We start from the raw sequence: 17783 nt of genomic DNA, 5'->3' as shown, positions 1-17783 counted from the left end.
GTTCACACACGGCGAAACAATCTTTGCAAGAGAGGTCTTTGTATCGGTCCGTTGCCGTCCGACGCACTTATGGCAATTGCGGCAGGATAATCAAATGTATCCATTCGAACGTTATCAAATCCAGCTTGCAAGACCTGTTGCCACATGTCAGCGCCATATTCGGTATGGACTAAATAATCATCAGATCCGGTATCGGGAAAACCGTGATAGCTCTTTTGCAGTCCATTACGGGAGCGAGTAACCCGGTCCACGATCACCGGCACCGTATAAGCCAACACTCCGCCCTTGCGGAGCACCCGCCTGCATTCCAACAGGGCCAAGACAGGCTCTTTGATATGCTCCAGTGTATCAGAGTGGATAACCAGATCAAAGGAACCATTGGCATAGGGCATACATTGCATGTCAATTGCGGGATATTCACCAAGCACCCGATTGGGCATTTCCTTTAGCCATTTTGTCAGGTCAGACGCTTCGTTTAGCTCCAGTATTTTCAGAGACTTATATTTCTTGACAAAATCCTGAAAAGTGCCCTGAAAGGACCAGTGGCGCATGACGGCTTTGGAAAGAGCTAGGCTGCGGAAGTTGCAGCCACACTCATCACAGCGCGAACCCTGCTGGCGATTGATGTATTCCCGTTCGAATTCGTTGATTTCCCATTCATTGACCAGTGCGTCCCACAAGATTTTGCCGTGGGTGAATGATTTACCATTGCAAACATTACAAATCATAATACTCCCCACCCTTACTATTAAACACTATTACAGGCGGGCTGCCCCAACATAGCGACAGGATCGCTCAGGCGTTATGTGGCCCAAAAGGCAATCCAATGGAAACAATCACGCGGATTGAGCCGATTTTCATTAGGCCATAGCCCTTCTCTCCCGCAACCGCCAGAATTATCGACGCCGTGTGTGTGAACGAACGTAAGTACCGTTCTTGCGATAGTATCCACGTACAAAAGTGGCCCTACCCGACGATGCGCGATAACTTGACCTGAAGGTGGGAGCCCAAGAGCTGTATCCGTCATATCCACCCGGGCGCGATGCGGCGCTTCTACCGCCACACCGCCTGCCAGCAGCGTCATAGCTATCAGGGGTAGGGCAGTTACTGGCGTAGGTGCGCGATGGTGTCGATGAGTAATTGGGCGAGGTAGAGGCATAGACCGGTGAATAGCTTGTCGGGTACTTTGATGATGCAGTACCATAGACTGGTGCAGTCGATGTTGATGAAATCGACGATGCTGTGGTACTCGCGTCTGCAGTTGCTTGAGCAACTGTGGGTGTGGTTAGGATCGATCCCGCATTGTTCCCAAAGGCGACAATACCACGCTGCCCATCTGAAGTTGTGACATATCCGCTGCCGCCTAACCCATCGGGCGTGCGAGTAACAACAGCCGCCCCATATCTCCCATCGCTACATGAAACAGGTATGGAGATGGTCGGCCTTGTATCGAGTGCGTTGTAGTTACCGCTGCAAGTAAGGGAACTGTTTGGCGATGACAGTTGAAAAGTGCCGCCCGAAACTGCCGCTGTAGTCGTGCCGATTAGAGCTGTGCCATCGTCAAGTTTAACGGCAGCAGGCGTAGTATATGTGCCGCAGCCAGCGACTGCTAAAAGCACTGGCAAATAACACGTTTTCAAGTTGCCCCCCACGTTCTCCGGCCCAGTCACCCGTCTCGCCTAAAGCTGGCCACGGCAACTATAACTTTCCCTGTTTCTTCACGACTTCGGCAGCTCAAAAGCCCCCTGCGCCCCAGACTTAAACATCACGACAAGTCAATAGCGATCCGCTTCATAATCCCCCGATGAAGCTATACGCCTTGCCTCGCGCATGTATAGTAATCCGAATTGACTAGGGATTTTCTTATTGGTCACTTTCTCACCTTACCGACTTCGGCGTATGTGATTGCACAACTCTCATCGCAGGTCTGAATAATCTTGGTATGGCGCGTTATTACATTGGTTTTTACAGAGAATTAAATCGCTACAAAGACTGTCTTGCCGCAATCACTTTGCGACTGGTAGAGTACATTTCTAAACTATGGATACTCGGGAGGGGTAATGGATAGTTTTATTGGTCGAATACTTGCCAGCGCCGACGCAAAAGACGGTGATCTACCTGGCTTTCCGCCACCAGAAGTGCAGGCTCGGTTTGTGGGGCGGAGCGGTCGCGATGCGCTAAGTGAAGTGTTGCCGTTCGTCTCGCTTATTCAGGACTATTCGTTACCTTCGAACAGCACGCAAGTGCTGGATTTTGGTTGTGGGTGGGGTAGGATTGCTCGTTTCTTTCAGAACTCTGTAGACGCAGAAGCCCTGAAACTGGCCGATGTCGATCCAGAAGCGTTGAATTGGTGCAAAGACAGTGGCGTAAAAGGAACAAGGTATCTCTTGGAGCCGACCGGAAAGTTGCCGTTCGACAACAACTCTATCGATGTCGCCTATTCCTATTCCGTGTTTTCTCATCTGTCTGAGGTGTCTGCAGTCCACTGGTTGAATGAGTTGCATCGTGCGCTTCGACCCAACGGAATATTGATCTTCACGACGCAATCTATGCGGTTCTTACAATTGGTTTTGGCCTGTAATCAAAAGACCGATCCGAGCGCAATGGAAGCTAGCATTGGGACATACATGGGACGGAATCCTCAAAGATCCGTCGAACAGTTCCAGTCCGGTCAACACGCGTATTCTGATGTGAATGGCTTAGGCGGCGGTGGGATGTTAAGCGGGGACTTCTACGGATGGGCTGCCATCCCTCAGAAATGGTTTGAAAACCACTTTAGATGGGCCTTTCATGTGGAGGAATACATTGATGATCCAGCTGTGCTCGAACAAGCCGTCTATGTTGCGCGTAAAAAATAACTGACGGTAGACATTCAGCTACGGAGGCATGCAGGATCAATTCTTAATGACCGACCAACCAATCAAAGATCCAGAGAGTGGCCGTTTCCTCACGGGAAATATCGGAGCGGCAGGCCGAAGGGTTCCCGCAATAAGTTGGGTGAGGCATTTCTCGATGATTTGCTCGCGTCATGGGGTATTACTCGGATAGCAATAAGACACGCCATAAAAAGGGCTGTTGCTGGATTGTTCACGACGACTTTTGCGACGCCATAAAAAGCGGTCAGTTAAAAGAACTGGATTTAACTAAATCAATGACTTGGCTCCTGAGAACAGGAGGTAGCCCGATAGCCTAAAATAGGCTCATTTAGGGGCCACAGTTCCGTTTTCTAACGGGGAATAACGGGGTGATTTGTGTTTTAAAAACGGAAAAAACGGCGATTGAACCCACAAGGCCTTTTCCGATGACAACAAATGAAAACATTTCAGACAGCCGCTTTCAGCAAAATCAATGCGTTAAATGAATTTAATAGAGGGTTTTTGCACCTCGGCTTGATAGCGCAACCTCACAAAACCTAACTCGTCCCTTCCCCGGCTAAAAACGGAAAGCCTCGTAGAAGCCCATACAGCGCGCTCTAAAGAATTCTGAGGGATTTGCACATCCTGTGCAGTTAATCGCGCCCCTCGACTCGATATGAGTCACCTGAGCTCAAATCTCGATTGCAATCACGCCAACAGCTCTTGACTCTTATTGAGGATGAGAACATTTTAGGAACATCGCAGCAGATTGCGGCTGCTTCAAAACACAATTTGGACTGAAACTCTGTCTGGCATGGGGAGCGGACAGGCTTGTCTCAAAGAAAAGGGAAAGCCATGAACGAACCCGAGCTAAAGCACGACGACGAGGTTGAGCAGCTTATAGCGGAACACGGTGGAGACGTGCAGGCGGTCATTGCCAAACTGATGGACGAGCGCAGCTTCCTGATCAAGGAACTTGAATATGCTTCGCTTGCCATGGGCTTCGGCTATGCCCGTGGTTGGAAACCAAAGCTGTCGAGGCACTGAGATGGCCAGAAGCAGAGGCGAACCGCCACCCACTTTGATTGACAAGGAATACCCTTTTCATGTCGCGCTGCATTGCGAGGACGTAAAGCTGCATTTTGACCAAGTGTGCTTCCTGTCCCAACAGCTCGGCTGCTATCGCTTGAGCCGGAATGTTTACGTTCATCCCGATCGATACATTGTCTATATGTTTGCAGAACAGCGAAACGCCGAGTGCTTTTTAAAAGCCTTTGATGGGGAATGGATAACGCCTGGACAAAGCAGGAGAGGCAATTGGGTGCCACGTTACACCCGAATGCTGGTTGGCTATGATATCGAAAAGGCACCTTAGAGGCATCCGCGAAACAACGCGGTTCTGTGACCTCGACCCTTGGGACGATCTTTATGCCTACTGCTACAAATGCGGCCAGATAAGCCGTTTGGATCGGGATTCGCTTCAGTGGAAGTACGGCGCACATGTGCGGATAATGTCGCTGACGACCAAGCTGCGCTGCACGATTTGGAGCTGCAAGAACAATGAGCACAATATGATCGGCACCAAGAACAAATTGCGAGATTAACGCCCGCTTGCGCGCAACCAAGGATCGAATATCATCGTGTGAAACAAAGCAAGAAATGGGGCGGGTCTTGCCATGTGCAATCTCTACAAAATATCGACTGGCTTTGATGCGGTCCGCAATCTCTTCAATGGGATCGGAAATCGAACAAACATCACAGATTTCAACCATGAGATTTTTCCGGACTATCCAGCGCCTGTAGCTCGAAAAGATGATAGTGGCGGCTTGGAAGTCTCCATGCTTCGTTGGGGCATGCCAACCCCTCCTTCTAAGATGAAAGGTCCCGTCGATTACGGAATAACAAACGTCCGAAACGGAAACTCGGGTCACTGGCGGCGCTGGCTGGGACCTGAAAATCGATGCATCGTTCCGGCAACAAGCTTTTCCGAATATGGTCAGGTGCGCGATCCGGAATCGAACAAACTGCCGCTGTACTGGTTTGCCCTTAATGAAGAGCAGCCCTTGTTCTGGTTTGCCGGTATCTGGACGTCTTGGTATAGCATGCGAAAGAAGAAGGAAGGCCCTGTCCAGGCTGATATTTTCGCATTCCTGACCACTGACGCCAATGAGGTTGTGAAGCCGATCCATCCCAAGGCAATGCCGGTCATACTGCGCACACGCGAAGAACTTGATATCTGGATGAATGCACCGGCAGAAGAAGCGCTTCAGTTACAACGGCCCCTGCCCGACAATGATTTGGGTGTACTAGCGCCGCCAAAGAAGGTCGAAGAACAGCCGCTTTTGCTCTGAGGGGTTTCAACATGACCGGATATTTCGAACGTGACGCCAAACGTAAGCTCCAAATCGGCTTCCTCGTCGAGTTTGTACTTTTGCTCATTCTTATCGCGGTTCGCGTCGCACTATTAATTGGTGATTCGCTGCCCGCTACGCTCAAGGGATGGCTGATCGAGTATACAAACCCATCCTTTGTTCTGAATCTAGTTCTCATATTCCTCGCTACGGCAACCTGCCTGATGCTGTATATCAACAGGAACTATGACAAGCTGGTCAGGAGTGTTGATTCATACAAGCGTTACGCTCCGCCGGGGTTGCTTCCCAATCAGTCTGCGGGCTTCATTGCCAGTACTCAGGTGCATGGAATGATTGGCGGTGTTCAACTAGGATCAATCGTCGTCACCTTCATATTTGCGGACATTGTCATTTCGCACATTCTGCGATGACCGGAGCAAAGGAGAAGTGTCATGCCTTGGAAAGTCAGATTTCGCGGGAAAAACTACAGCATCGAAAGCTATTTCGATGAAGACTACATGGCAGAAGTCGAAACGAATATGACTGACGTTGAGGAACTGCCCGGTTCATTCAATGTCCAATCGCACGGCGAGCAAATTGTGGAGAATATCACCATCGCGGAGTCTGCTGATCCGACCGAGTTTCCTTTTGAAGCTATAAAAGCAAATCATCCTCAACTTGGCGAGATTTATATTTTCACTGGCGTGCCGGATGAAACCGAGGGTGAGTTACACGTCCTTTATACCAATGCGGCTGCAAACGATCCCGCTTACAACGATACAGCATTTGAGGGCGATGGCACATGATGGGCACAGTTCCGAAGTGGTATGCGCCGTATCAAGGCAGAGAGATTTCTGGCATAAGTATTTACATCCGCGGGGGGCTGTCAGTATGACCAAGTTTGCTTGTTTAGTTTGCCTTGCGCTTTTTTGTTTTTTATTCATTTCAGTGGTTGGTCTAACAGCGTATTATTCTGGACAAGACGGCAGCCCACCACATTCGGTTGAAGTACTCTTCACTGTGATATCTTTGGCAGTGGTGGGGTTATTTCCTTTCAGTATTGCAAGTCTCTTCCTTACAATGGGGTGGCCAATAATAGCGCGCGATAGCTTGTTCTCTAAAAATGCAGAAAACCACCCAATTACTTGGTTCGTCTGGCGTGAAGTGCGCAATAAAAAATGGCGCTGACAACGTCCTTGCCGGTGATCAAAACGTAGCGCAGTCCGTCAAAATACATATGTCGAAATTGAAGAAGAAGACTGATGTCGGAAACACCGCCCTCGCCTAAGCCCGAGTACCCGTCGCATCACCGTCGTTGCTGAGTGCCAGCTTATCCTTTAACAAGCAGTCCCGCCTCTGTCATTTGGTCTAAGATGCGCTGGGATGACTCATGACCGTTTGCAGCAGCCCTTCTAAACCATTCGGCAGCTTTGCTGGTGCTTTGTTCAACACCGTCACCTCTATAGTACACCCCACCTACATTGTATTGAGCATATGCGTCGCCTTGATTGGCCGCTTTCTCAAACAGTTCCAATGCACGTTTGTAATCGACAGGTACTGACCGGCCGTCGTGGTGCATGAGACCTAGAGCGTTTTGGCAGTTTGACAAATTCAATTCTGAGCATTTTTCAAGCCAAGCATAAGCCTTGGCGTCGTCTTGAGACACCCCCAAACCGTTAAGATACATGTTTCCAACATTGTACATCGATTCCGGCACGCCGCCGTTCGCTGCCTTTTCATACCAGTTGAAGGCAGTAGCATCATTTTTTACCAGCCCTAGTCCAGCGTCATAAGCCCCACCGAGCTTGTATTGAGCGAGCGGATAATTGCCGTCAGCGGCCAATCGATACCAATATAAGGCTTGGCTCCGATCACTTGGCACCCCCTGACCAGTTTCATAAAGCAAACCTAAATTAAACTGAGCAACGGTATCGCCTTTATTTGCGGCCTTCCGATAAAGGTCCGTCGAAATATTGAAGTTTACATCCACGCCCAGACCGGTGTGGTACATGTATCCGAGATTAACCTGAGCTTGCGCTACGCCGTTTTCTGCGAGCGGCGTGAGAAGACGCAGTGCTTCGGCATAGTCTTTCTTTTCCAAAGCGACTCGAGCGCTAGCCAAATCTCTCACAACTGAAGTTGAAAGATACCAGACAGCCCCACCGAGACTTATAACCGACAAAACAATAATCAGGATAAATCTCTTCAAGTCCCCCTCCCGACGTGCGCAATGCAGTTCGCACTAGATACACAATAACGCAATTCTGCTTTAAGCATAAGCACGAAGGCAAGGTTTAGCGGAACTGATTCGCTGCAAGAGTCGTTCACCGACTCATGGAAGATAAACCCTTCAAAGAAGTAACCGTAATGACCCGCCAGATCGGCAAGATGAAGGTCATAACCTCCATTAAGCAGGCGGCAGAGTTCATCGTGAATGAGTGGCCGGGCACGGATACCGAAAGGCTCGATATCGCCAAGCATGCGCTGCTGGAATGCTATGATGGCAAGCTGTCACCCGGTGTTGCCCGAATGGCTTTCATCGAGGCCGCCAAGGAAGCTGACATTTACGTCGAAGCAGTTGGCCGCCCGCCATCAACCGGCAAGCTAGAAAAATGGCGCAAGGGAAAGATGCGGCGGAGGGCCTAACAGGGCAAATCCTTGCCCGATTCCTTTGCCTTTTCCAGCACAAGCGCATCGATAGCCCGCTCCACCTCTGGCAAGCCCCAGCCTGCTTGGATAGCCTCTTGGTGAATAGCGTACATATCTTTCGAAGAAACCCTGTCGAGGAACTGATCTTTCATTGCCTCCCGGCATTCGGCTTCGCGCTGTTTCTCATCCTCGTAGTTAAATCGAGGGGATGCGATACTCATGGCACTCACTCCTACGAAACGGACTCAATGCGGAGTGTGCGAATCAGTTCCAACGCCGACGTTCGAATATTTACGTCGGTTGGCACTGTAGGATTATACAGTAGAAAGTTTCGAAGCAGCTGCCTTACTGGTTTGTCTTTCCGAACAGCGCGGAAAGGCCATGACCACGAAAGGACATTGTCAAATGGCAGACAAACGACAGAGATTAATGCTTGAAAGCGAAATACCCGCCTTCGTCGATGAGGTCATCAAGACCGGGTGCGATACCTGCGCAATTGGACATGAATATTACACTATTGGTGACGCCGATTTGCCGAAAGAGAAGATCGACTAAGTGACCGCCGAACTTATCCGCGTCATGGGAAAGTATGGCGACCGAGACCATCTTATACTTGAGATTGTCGCACACCTGCGTTCGCTAGGGCGGTATATCGACGACTCATCCATCGATCATTGGTCAAAGAACCCACAGGCAAATTAAAGAGCGCAACGGCTGCCGTATAGAGGTGGTAAAACCGCTGGATGGTCTTCCGAACGTGACCTATAGTCCATCAAACCGATGGGAGGAACTATGGCTAGCGACATTCGAAAGAGCGAAAAGGGCGGCAACAATGCGAAGTTGGCAAGGGCTATGAAAGAAGCCAGGCGTGCCAGGACCGGAAATTCCTGATAACGAATGACGCTCAAAGCAATAAAGTGCCGCCCCATTCCGAAGGACAGAGCGGCCTCTATTTATAGGGATTTGGTTGTTCTTTCAGTCTTTGGCTCTCAATAATTTTACGAAGCCTATCAATACGTTTGATTTCAAAATGACCATTTATTCGAAGTACCGTTCCTACAACAAAACCTAAAGCCCCAAGGCAAAAAGTAATAAAAGGCCATCCTGTCGGCGCTTTAGGGGAGGTTCATATACACAGTAACAACAGCGCCAACCATGAAGACTACCGCCATAAAAATAGTCATGTTGAATGCGGTGTTTCTATCTTCGAAGTAAATCAACTCAGCTATGAGATAGGAGTCAACCTTATCGTTCGTCCATTCGTCCCATAGATCCAAAGTCGTCATTTAAGGCTCCGCTTTTTCTTAGCGACAGATTTTTTGGGTTTGGCTCTGGCTTTGTCTGTTAGCTCATGCGCTCTCCTTTGCTCCAAGCGATATGCCACAAGCCCATTAAATCCGCGATATAACTCGGATTCACCGGCGCGTATTTGTGTATTCTGGTCGAGCAGTCGGGAGGCCACAATTTGCAATGCGCCAGATACCATCGTCTCTGTGTGACTCAATCGTTCGGCCTCATCCTCGGAGAGGACAAAACCTTCTGGGTAAACAGTCTCTTTGCTTATGGCTTCTTGTAGGTCCCAAGAAGGCGGCCAGTGCCCTACTTCTTCGTGGTAGGCTTGGAGCGCTCGGATGAGTTTTGCACACTGATGGCCAATATTATTGGCCTTTCCAGCACCTCGCGAAACCCGCAATAGGTTTGCTGTGAGTTCTCGTAAGTGAAAACCCACATCAGCCATAACCCGATTTTTGTCGACTGTTTCTTTGTTGTTGTCCGCCACCAGTTTAAGGCGTGGCTTGTCGTCATCTTTCTTCGACATCTATTCCCCCGTCTTTGAGGGAATAGAATCACCAATCCGATCAAATTGAAAGAGTCCTACGCGTCGATAGCGTGTGGGGTCCAGTCGCACATGGTGCGTACAAGCCAGTCATACCAAGCTTTAAGCTTAGGTTGCACGACTGGTGCTATGACAATTGACGCCGTAAGTTGGCCTGCCAAGGCAGTCGCGGTGTTCTGGATAAACAGGCGGCGTGTGACTTGATGCACTATGCAGCCTCCTTAATTACCATGGAACGCAGCACCTTAATCAAATGCTCCTCATCCACACTGTTTTCGTCCTCTTCTTTCATCGCGAGAAAATATTGAGCCTTAGCGGACATATCGGCAGTGCTGCTTGCTGGTTCGTTTATCAGTTTCCACCAAAGATCTATCTCGACCCGGCCCATCTCATCTTGAGTAGCCTCAAGCTCAGGTATGTTGAATGCATTGAGGGTGTGATTATACCGTCCTGTTAGTATACGGAGCTCCTCACACTTTAATCGCCGCATTTCTTCAAATTTTGCGGGAGTTGCTCCCGGTCCAAATGAAGTTTTTTCTAGTCTATCGACGTAGGTGATTATTTCCTTCTCGGTCCAAGCCAATACAGATGGTCGTGACGAAATCTCGACTTGGAGCGGTGGGAAGTATGGTTGCGCTTCATCATACGCTGCATCTACCTTGGCACCAGCCTCTAGGTAAGCAGTTCTTGCGGCCCGATGTTTCTCGATCAGCTCAGCAATTTTGCTAACGTGGTGCTTTGACCGTTTTGCCTTAACCGAAAGCGGGTTGGTGGTGCGAAACTCAGGGGTTGCGATAACTTGTGTATGTTGTCCCATAATCATCTCCTATTGGTATTGAAATTGATCAGTCGCATCATTTTCAACCGAGCTCCCACTACGGTCGTTATCTAAAAAGTATAACCAAAACGCTTGGCTTGTAAAGACTTAAAAAATAGAATATTATCTGAAACAGATATCAAACAGGATAAAATGTATCACATGGAAGCCACGCAGATGCGCGCCGCTCGCGCCCTACTAGGTTGGACACAAGGCGAACTTGCAAAACGATCAGGTGTTTCGGAACCAACAATTAAGCGTATGGAATTGCTTGGTCCTGGGCGAAGCGCCGGAGACACGATTAAAGCTGTACAAAAGGCTATGGAGAATGCTGGAGTTCAGTTCATTCCGGAGAATGGCGGCGGGGCTGGCGTACGCCTTGCGAAACCAAAGGGAGCCGCTGAATAGCGCTGAGAAAATGCGCGACCAATTGAAATAAAGATTCATAGAAGCCCGTACAGGGCGCTCGAGGGGCTAGCGAAGGTTTACGCGCCCAACAATCCCAAACCTCCCTATGACTCAATAGGGCAGCTTTCGTGGTGCCTCTGATAATAGGGAAGAGAACAGAGAAGCGTGGTTCGTCCAGCCCGTCTCACATTTCCCTCTGAAGCATTTGAGTAAAGGTGTCGAGAATTGCGATGGGAGTATGGCCCGGGAATTCTCTCACAACTTCGTTGGCAATATAAAACATCAAATCCGTATGGTCGCGGTTGGTAATGCCGCGATTCATTTTTCGCCGGAGCGACGGAAACCCTTTCAAAACTAGATTCCCTAAATTGTGGTCATCCATGGAATAGTATAATTCGGAAATATCAAAGCATTTTCCGTTGATATATTTTGAAGGCACACAATCAAAGACAAGTCCTGCGAAAACTTTATTTTGCACTCTCTCAATTATGGTCTGTATGGCTTTGTCGTCGAGAGTTGAGAACGCGAAGAAATTTATACCTTCTATGCCGAGCTCCCCTCGATGGACAGGTATATCCTTCAAAATCGCGCATGCTATCAAAAGTGGGTCGAACAGGTAATTTTCCAGTGCATCCCTTTCAGCGTTACCAACCACATAGATTCTTTTGCCTGGTTTATTTGGGGGATTGTCTCGATCAATAAGACCTAGAACGGTGTTATTTCCCCCCGCAATTAGACTGTTTACTATTTTCTCCACGACCCTACATCCGGTATTGATCGTTTCACCGGCAGCAAATTCGCCTCTGCTTGCCATGGTAGACAGATTAAGACCGCTCGACATGAATGTTAAAGACCGCTCACTGTCGCATTCGTGTTTAAGATTTCTGTATAGCGATGAGTAAATCATTGCATCGGACGCATCTTCGCAAAAAACTTGGCGTATACCGGAATAATCAATTGCTAGCGTTGCAACGCCTGCCGTGAGCGTATTCAGCGCCCGTTGCTTGGTCACACATTCCAATCTGGTGGGATTCTTCGTTTGGACCCATATGTTGTCTTTAGGAAACAGCGCTACTGTTGATGGAGAATGCGTCGCCAGAAACACAGTGCAACCGAATTTTTCCACCAGAACATTTTGAACAATTGACAAGAATGTACGTATCATTGAGGGATGAAGCGGTGCATCCACTTCATCCAACATCACGAGTTTTGGATATACGACATTGTTCAGCTTTGCTTCAGTGTGATATCCGACCAGTGCGAGGCTTAATAAAATCTTCTCGCCCGATGACGTTTGATCCATAGGAAGCTCTTTACCGTCTGGCCTGATCAATTTCGGTTCGTAGCTTCCATAAGCTCTTCTTTCCGGAACGCTTATTTTTGTATCAAAGCCTAATCTCACTAGGACGCTGTTCACAACATCCCAAGGTGGCGGTCCAAACTTTTGTTCGAATTGTTCGCCTGCGAGCGCTACGTCGTCGAGAACTCCCTCGTCATTGTCCAACTTCAAAGCTCTGTTATGGGCCCAGATATCGCGATAGCGCTCGAATGTCCGCTTCAAGGACTGTGAGAATAATGGGATGGGCAACATTCCGTCATTTTCAATATCTTCGCTAGTCAGCAAACAAATAGGCAAACCGAGCTTGGATGCGATTTCCTTCACACCTGCAAAATGAGCTCCGCCAATCTTTTCCAATTTTTCTTCATATTCTCTGAGCTTTTCTACGCACTCTTGGAAGCGTATGTCCATAAAGCCTCCACGCCCCCTTGGCACATTAGGTTTGGGCCAGGACGCCCGCGCATCCTTAAGCATGATCTGTTTTTCAGCGAGCCACGCGTATATTTCCGGTCGCGTGGGGCCGCTGATTTTTTCGACGGCAGCCGACAACATCGCACGTCTGATATTTTCTTGTGGTGTTTGGCTTTGAAGAACATTGCTCGATAAAAAGTCTTGAGCGTTGAACGTAACTCTGGACTCGCTAACTGGTGATCCATTTTGATCGAACAGCTTTATATGTCCGTCGCTGATCGCTTTGAATAACTGGGTCTTTCCAGAACCATTAAGACCCGTGATGAGATTAAGGTTATCAAATCCGTCCTGCTCGAAAGGGGTTAGCGCACTGTGAGGTTCATCAAGTACAAGTCGCATGGTTAAACCCCTTAATCGCAGTGAACACAGCTTAAAATTATCTCGCCGCCGCTTGTTATCGTAAGGTAAGCTCGAAGCGCACACGCTGCAAGATAAATGGCGGGCTATCAAACTACCCCCAGACAGCAGACGGCCCGTCAGCGGGTATCCCTTGCAGTGTCAAAGCGATGGGAACGCTATACTTGCAAAAAGGCATTATCGAAGGGAGTGCATTAGCTGATAATACAGCCTAATTACAGCCAACGGCGAGGTCTGATCCAGTCAAATGGATCGTCCCCTTTTCTCTGTTAATACAGAGAAAATACAGAGAGACGGTTATTAACGGGAACCTAACAAAACCCGACATTCAACATCGCCATTGCAATCATTGGCTGCACGGCTTTAAACGGAAGCTAACAGGGGTATATTCACTCGGCAGCGACGAAATTATGTAAACAAATGTGAACATTCCAGCGCCTCCAGAATGCTAACAAATGCTAACATTCCACGCTCACGCCAATGATGACAAATGATGACATTTCAGGAAGGGGGTTAAAATACGATTGTTGTTTGTTTTTAATGATTTGGGCATTTTAAAATGGGACTAAAAAGGCTCGGCACTGATGATATCAAATGATATGGTTTTCACCTATATCCACTTTAGGTAATTATAGCATGAGTGCCTTATAACTCTATAATTGCTAGCAATGGCGCTACCACCAGTCAGCTCGAAAACCGGCACCTTTCCAAGGGCTTACATCCAAAATGACGAATTAAAGGAAGCCAGCCCCGGCATGGTCTTTGTAGCGTTCGGCCCGACGAATATAGCTGCGCACTGTCCTAGGGTCTGTATGGCGGGTTTGATCCATGATGCGGTTAATATCCGCGCCGCGATCCGCTGCACTGGTGACAAAGCCAGCTCGCAATGAATGGCCGGAGAAGTCGGCAACGGTCAGGCCAGCCTTGGCCGCATAGGTCTTCACGATATTTGCAACAGACCTATCCGTTAGCCGTTCCTTGGAAACTCGACCGCCTTTGTTGATGGGCCGGAACAACGGACCGCTTGTAATGCCCGACACATTCAACCACTCACGCACAGCGTTAACAGGCTTTAGACTTTCCCCGTGTGGAATGGCAACCAAGTGGCCTTGGCCCTCCTGATCTGTCTTTGACTTGCGAATGGTGACATCGAGGCCGTTTATCGTTTCGGCTAGATCCTCCACATTCAAGCCTACCAGCTCAGAGCGCCGCATTGCTCCAGCCATTCCAAGCAGGATAAGAGCGCGGTCCCGCTTTCCGGCCATGTCATGCCCCATGTGAGCAAGCATCGCTGCAAGGCGCTCGGCTGTTGCCGGTTGCTTGCGAGTTGGTGCGGTGCCAATGGTGCGACGAATACCGCGCATGACATTCTGCACACCGTCGCTCTCAGATGGGGAGATAAATCCCCGTGCCTTGTGATAATGCCGGATAGCGGACAGGAACACACTAAGGCTAGCGGCCTTCGTTCCATCCTTCATGCGAGCAGTCATATAAGCCGCTACTGTTTCCGGTTCGGCTGGCAGAGTGGTAACAGAGCGAACCTGGCCCCATGTAATAAAGTCCTGCATTGCCTTCTTATATGCCTTCAAGGTGTTTTCAGACTTCGCGGACTGCACCAGCCCGATAACATCGCTATCGACTAAGGCAACAGCGCGAGCGCGCAGCTCATCGGATGAATCAGTCGAAACTGGTAGATTGTTCGTCATAACGTGATTACTTCCGATAAGTGTCATTATCGGAAACGATATAGCACCCGCATTGAGTGCTAGCAAGCTAGCTTGATATCTTTATACTTTGACACGTTCCAAATGGTGTTTTGGCCCCTTATGAGGAAAGCCAGAACCCCACGTTATTAATGGCTGCTATCACGTCGCCGTGTTGTCCGCGAACAGTCAAGGCATGGGTTGCAACGCAGGACATCTGCACACAAGCTGCTTATGCCGACAGCGGCACGTTTCTACGCACTGATGAAATGCTGAAGCAGGGATTTGCGGGCTTGGATTCAGTGAAGAGCAGGTAGAGGCGTTCTTTACAGCTGCTGTAGGACGTTAACCATGAGTCCAGCGTGCATATGTATCTCGGCATTCCGCACGCAGGCTTTTTACTGGCTGTTAGGTCGAGTACAGAGAGCGTGCCCTCGTAGGGTTAATGTTTGGTTAAGGGTGGGTGACTGGACACTTAGAGGGTCTGCCCCTACTACTTTCAACTTGAGCGTCGCGCCCCCTTTGTCGCCTGTGGACAGCATGGAAATCGTGTATTAATGTGTTGTTATGTGATTTGCATCAATCTAAGAAAAATTGAGTTGGCTGCGATGGGAACAAAATACGTTCTTCGTCATTCAATTCAAGTGCATTGGAGGGAGAATTATGCCGTACGCAGAGATTCCATCTGACGACGCAGTCGTATATGCGTTGCGCTCCCTTGGAGGTCGCGCAACGGCTGCCAAATTGTGCGACGAGTTGGTCAAGAACAAGCATCCCCGGCGCGATAGCCAGTTAGCTATCCAGCGCGCCTCAGAGCGGGAACGAATCTTGGTTGGTTCTGATTGGACTTTGTGCTTACCCGCAGAGGCGATTGCTGCCTGACAAAAAAATTGTGGGACATTGATAATCGCAGCACGCGAAGACATGAACGAGGCGGCGGCGATCAGCGATCTGAATTCGAGCGCGATAGAGATCGCCTCTTGTATTCCTCTGCCTTTCATCGCCTTGCAGGCATCACGCAGATCGTCCGCGCAGGTGAAGCAAACGTATTTCATACTAGGCAGCAGCACACCATTAAAGTGGCTCAAGTGGGGCGGCGCTTAGCTCAAAAGCTTCAAAAAGAGCAGCCAACAGAAGCCGCTTACCGTGGCCTCGATCCCGAAGTTGTTGAAGCAGCCTGCATCGCTCACGATCTAGGGCATCCGCCATTTGGGCACGTAGGGGAACACACCCTCCACGAATTGGTTATCAAGAATGATGACGATGGATTCGAGGGGAATGCTCAGTCGTTCCGCATAATCACTAAACTCGCTATTCGGTTTCCTGATGTAGACGGAATCGATATGACTCGCGCGACGCTTGCGGCTTGCCTAAAATATCCCTGGTATCGGGCTAAAACCGGCAAGGCATCCAAAAAATGGTCGGTCTATAAGTCAGAAAAAGAAGACTTTGAATTCGCAAGATCGCGTCACCAAGGGCATAACGAAAAGACGCTTGAGGCAGAATTGATGGATTGGGCTGATGATGTAGCCTATTCTGTCCATGATTTAGAGGATTTTCATCGCTGCAACGCTCTCCCTTGGCAGAAGGTATTTGTAGAGAAGGACAAAATTATCGCCCACGCACTCGGCGGGCAGTCCTCCGTCAAGGCCAAGGAAAGATTTAACGCCGCGTACGATCGGTTGAAGGGGTTCCTTGAGGGAACGTATTCCGAACTACTATCCGAACCATATGAGGGTACCCGCGAACAGCGAGAACAGCTCCGCAGGATGACGTCTACTTTGATAGGAAATTTTATAAACGCAGTAAGAATTAACACAGATAGAGCATCCGACGTAGCTATAACATTCACTCAAGATAGAGTGGATGAGGTCCAAATCCTAAAGCAAATTACCCGTGACTATATAATAGGCAGCCCAATCTTAGCGGCGCAGCAATATGGACAAATGAAGATCATTCGGGATCTATTTGAGGCTCTGACATCAAACCCAGAAAGTTCGACAGGGTACCCCTCGTTTCTGCCGGTTCGACTTCGATATTTGCGCCCAATGGCCGGCACAAGTCCGGCTAGATTTGTCGCTGATTGCATTGCAAGCTTATCTGAGTCTGAAGCGATTGCTCTGCATTCTCGGTTGACGGGACATGTGACCGGTTCTGTACTTGATCCGATCGTGCGGTAGAATGCATTCAACCAAGTCTAGGAAAACTATCGACAATGTTTTTCACTATAATCGATGAACAGTGGGATATTCTTAGAACCGAGCTTACTGGACCGTTCACGACCCAAAGTTTCCGACTTCTCTTGGAAGATCGATTCCCACAGATCTGGGAAAAGCTGGTCGCAAAATATGGAGCGGGTGGAAAAGGCAGCGGAAATTTCTACTCGCCGTCGAACGTTCTTTTCAACTATTTGGAAAGGAAAACTAGGGATGGCGTCCTGATTAAACATGGCTTTGCCCCTTCTCTCATAGGCTGGGGTGCCAATCGCGTGATGCAGTGGGAGTTGACCAACGTCGTCGCGCCACCCCCAACACAAGAAGACCGCAAATTCATCGAAGGAAAGCCGATACTGCGCACTCATTTGGTGCGGGAACGCGCGCAAGGTTTGCGGGCCCACGTACTAAACGCCAGGAAGGATGTTGGCCTTTCCTGCGATCTTTGCCTTACAACTGGTGACGATTTGCCTGACGAGCTTCGCGACGCAATGTTCGAGGTCCATCACAATGAAAAACCACTAGCGTTCTCTGGGGAAACGACCACAACCTTAGACGCGCTCGCTCTATTGTGTGCCTCCTGTCATAGGGTAGTTCATCGGCTTGTGTCAGTAAGAAACGAGTGGTTTACCGTTGAGCAAGTAAAGGCTGAACTTCAATTATCCATGACAGATCATCGGCCGTGACCTTCAAAGTCTTTAGGGTAATAAAAAATATCAACTCGGCACTTATTCCAGTCGTCAAGAGTGCAGCTAGACGAGTCGACGTCGAGTGTTTGATCGA

18 protein-coding genes and 1 pseudogene are annotated in these 17783 nt (G+C 49.1%); 11 read left to right on the top strand and 8 right to left on the bottom strand.

The features are described from left to right. Window positions 1-2: 2 nt before the first annotated feature. Window positions 3-740, bottom strand: coding sequence for a class I SAM-dependent methyltransferase (locus QFZ34_RS15595; protein WP_307282557.1), 738 nt, complete (start codon window positions 738-740; stop codon window positions 3-5). 1320 nt (window positions 741-2060) lie between these two features. On the opposite strand from QFZ34_RS15595, the gene QFZ34_RS15590 reads away from it, so the two are divergent. From QFZ34_RS15590 to QFZ34_RS15565, 6 genes are all read left to right on the top strand, one after another. Further along, on the top strand, window positions 2061-2858 hold the full coding sequence (locus QFZ34_RS15590) for a class I SAM-dependent methyltransferase (protein ID WP_307282555.1): 798 nt from the start codon (window positions 2061-2063) through the stop codon (window positions 2856-2858). Between the two features lie 852 nt (window positions 2859-3710). Then, entirely contained in the window at window positions 3711-3902 is a 192-nt protein-coding gene (locus QFZ34_RS15585) for a hypothetical protein (RefSeq protein WP_307282553.1), read from the top strand. Between the two features lie 629 nt (window positions 3903-4531). Further along, on the top strand, window positions 4532-5206 hold the full coding sequence (locus QFZ34_RS15580; protein ID WP_307282551.1) for an SOS response-associated peptidase: 675 nt from the start codon (window positions 4532-4534) through the stop codon (window positions 5204-5206). Between the two features lie 11 nt (window positions 5207-5217). Beyond that, the gene (locus QFZ34_RS15575; RefSeq protein WP_307282549.1) at window positions 5218-5637 is read left to right on the top strand and encodes a hypothetical protein; all 420 of its coding nucleotides are present in this window, start codon (window positions 5218-5220) and stop codon (window positions 5635-5637) included. Window positions 5638-5658: 21 nt separating this feature from the next. After that, on the top strand, window positions 5659-6012 hold the full coding sequence (locus tag QFZ34_RS15570) for a hypothetical protein (protein ID WP_307282547.1): 354 nt from the start codon (window positions 5659-5661) through the stop codon (window positions 6010-6012). An 85-nt stretch (window positions 6013-6097) separates the two neighbouring features. Next, the gene (locus tag QFZ34_RS15565; RefSeq protein ID WP_307282545.1) at window positions 6098-6394 is read left to right on the top strand and encodes a hypothetical protein; all 297 of its coding nucleotides are present in this window, start codon (window positions 6098-6100) and stop codon (window positions 6392-6394) included. Window positions 6395-6536: 142 nt separating this feature from the next. Here the strand turns inward: QFZ34_RS15565 and QFZ34_RS15560 are convergent, their stop codons facing one another. Continuing rightward, a complete protein-coding gene (locus QFZ34_RS15560) occupies window positions 6537-7415 on the bottom strand; it encodes a tetratricopeptide repeat protein (RefSeq protein WP_307282543.1) in 879 nt (292 codons plus the stop codon). 158 nt (window positions 7416-7573) lie between these two features. On the opposite strand from QFZ34_RS15560, the gene QFZ34_RS15555 reads away from it, so the two are divergent. Then, window positions 7574-7852 (top strand): DUF982 domain-containing protein, encoded by a 279-nt coding sequence (locus QFZ34_RS15555; protein ID WP_307282541.1) that lies wholly within the window; start codon window positions 7574-7576, stop codon window positions 7850-7852. Here the strand turns inward: QFZ34_RS15555 and QFZ34_RS15550 are convergent. Beyond that, a complete protein-coding gene (locus tag QFZ34_RS15550; RefSeq protein ID WP_307282539.1) occupies window positions 7849-8076 on the bottom strand; it encodes a hypothetical protein in 228 nt (75 codons plus the stop codon). The two genes, QFZ34_RS15555 and QFZ34_RS15550, sit on opposite strands and share 4 nt — an antisense overlap. A 160-nt stretch (window positions 8077-8236) precedes the next feature. Here QFZ34_RS15550 and QFZ34_RS23430 point away from each other — a divergent pair. Next, window positions 8237-8557 (top strand): annotated as a pseudogene (locus QFZ34_RS23430) (Y4lK-related protein). Between the two features lie 580 nt (window positions 8558-9137). Here the strand turns inward: QFZ34_RS23430 and QFZ34_RS15540 are convergent. From QFZ34_RS15540 to QFZ34_RS15530, 3 genes are read right to left on the bottom strand one after another with little or no spacing between them, the layout of a single operon-like run. Next, window positions 9138-9674, bottom strand: coding sequence for a hypothetical protein (locus tag QFZ34_RS15540; protein WP_307282535.1), 537 nt, complete (start codon window positions 9672-9674; stop codon window positions 9138-9140). A gap of 56 nt (window positions 9675-9730) precedes the next feature. Continuing rightward, window positions 9731-9901: a hypothetical protein gene (locus tag QFZ34_RS15535; RefSeq protein ID WP_307282533.1), complete on the bottom strand. Its 171-nt coding sequence runs from the start codon at window positions 9899-9901 to the stop codon at window positions 9731-9733. Beyond that, complete coding sequence (locus tag QFZ34_RS15530) at window positions 9901-10509, bottom strand: hypothetical protein (protein WP_307282530.1); 609 nt, start codon at window positions 10507-10509, stop codon at window positions 9901-9903. The genes QFZ34_RS15535 and QFZ34_RS15530 overlap by 1 nt, the downstream gene beginning before the upstream one ends. Before the next feature lie 162 nt (window positions 10510-10671). Here QFZ34_RS15530 and QFZ34_RS15525 point away from each other — a divergent pair, with 162 nt between their 5' ends. Then, entirely contained in the window at window positions 10672-10917 is a 246-nt protein-coding gene (locus QFZ34_RS15525; protein ID WP_307282528.1) for a helix-turn-helix domain-containing protein, read from the top strand. Between the two features lie 184 nt (window positions 10918-11101). Here the strand turns inward: QFZ34_RS15525 and QFZ34_RS15520 are convergent, their stop codons facing one another. Then, the gene (locus QFZ34_RS15520; RefSeq protein ID WP_307282525.1) at window positions 11102-13066 is read right to left on the bottom strand and encodes an AAA family ATPase; all 1965 of its coding nucleotides are present in this window, start codon (window positions 13064-13066) and stop codon (window positions 11102-11104) included. A 752-nt stretch (window positions 13067-13818) separates the two neighbouring features. Then, entirely contained in the window at window positions 13819-14790 is a 972-nt protein-coding gene (locus QFZ34_RS15515) for a site-specific integrase (RefSeq protein ID WP_307282523.1), read from the bottom strand. Between the two features lie 848 nt (window positions 14791-15638). On the opposite strand from QFZ34_RS15515, the gene QFZ34_RS15510 reads away from it, so the two are divergent. Together QFZ34_RS15510 and QFZ34_RS15505 are read left to right on the top strand one after the other, a co-directional pair. After that, the gene (locus QFZ34_RS15510; RefSeq protein ID WP_307286364.1) at window positions 15639-16967 is read left to right on the top strand and encodes a deoxyguanosinetriphosphate triphosphohydrolase family protein; all 1329 of its coding nucleotides are present in this window, start codon (window positions 15639-15641) and stop codon (window positions 16965-16967) included. A gap of 35 nt (window positions 16968-17002) precedes the next feature. After that, the gene (locus QFZ34_RS15505; protein WP_307282521.1) at window positions 17003-17686 is read left to right on the top strand and encodes an HNH endonuclease; all 684 of its coding nucleotides are present in this window, start codon (window positions 17003-17005) and stop codon (window positions 17684-17686) included. Window positions 17687-17783: the final 97 nt, after the last annotated feature.

This window comes from Phyllobacterium ifriqiyense, assembly GCF_030817885.1.
In the GTDB taxonomy this organism is placed as follows: domain Bacteria; phylum Pseudomonadota; class Alphaproteobacteria; order Rhizobiales; family Rhizobiaceae; genus Phyllobacterium; species Phyllobacterium ifriqiyense.
This window is presented reverse-complemented; position numbering and strand designations above follow the sequence as displayed.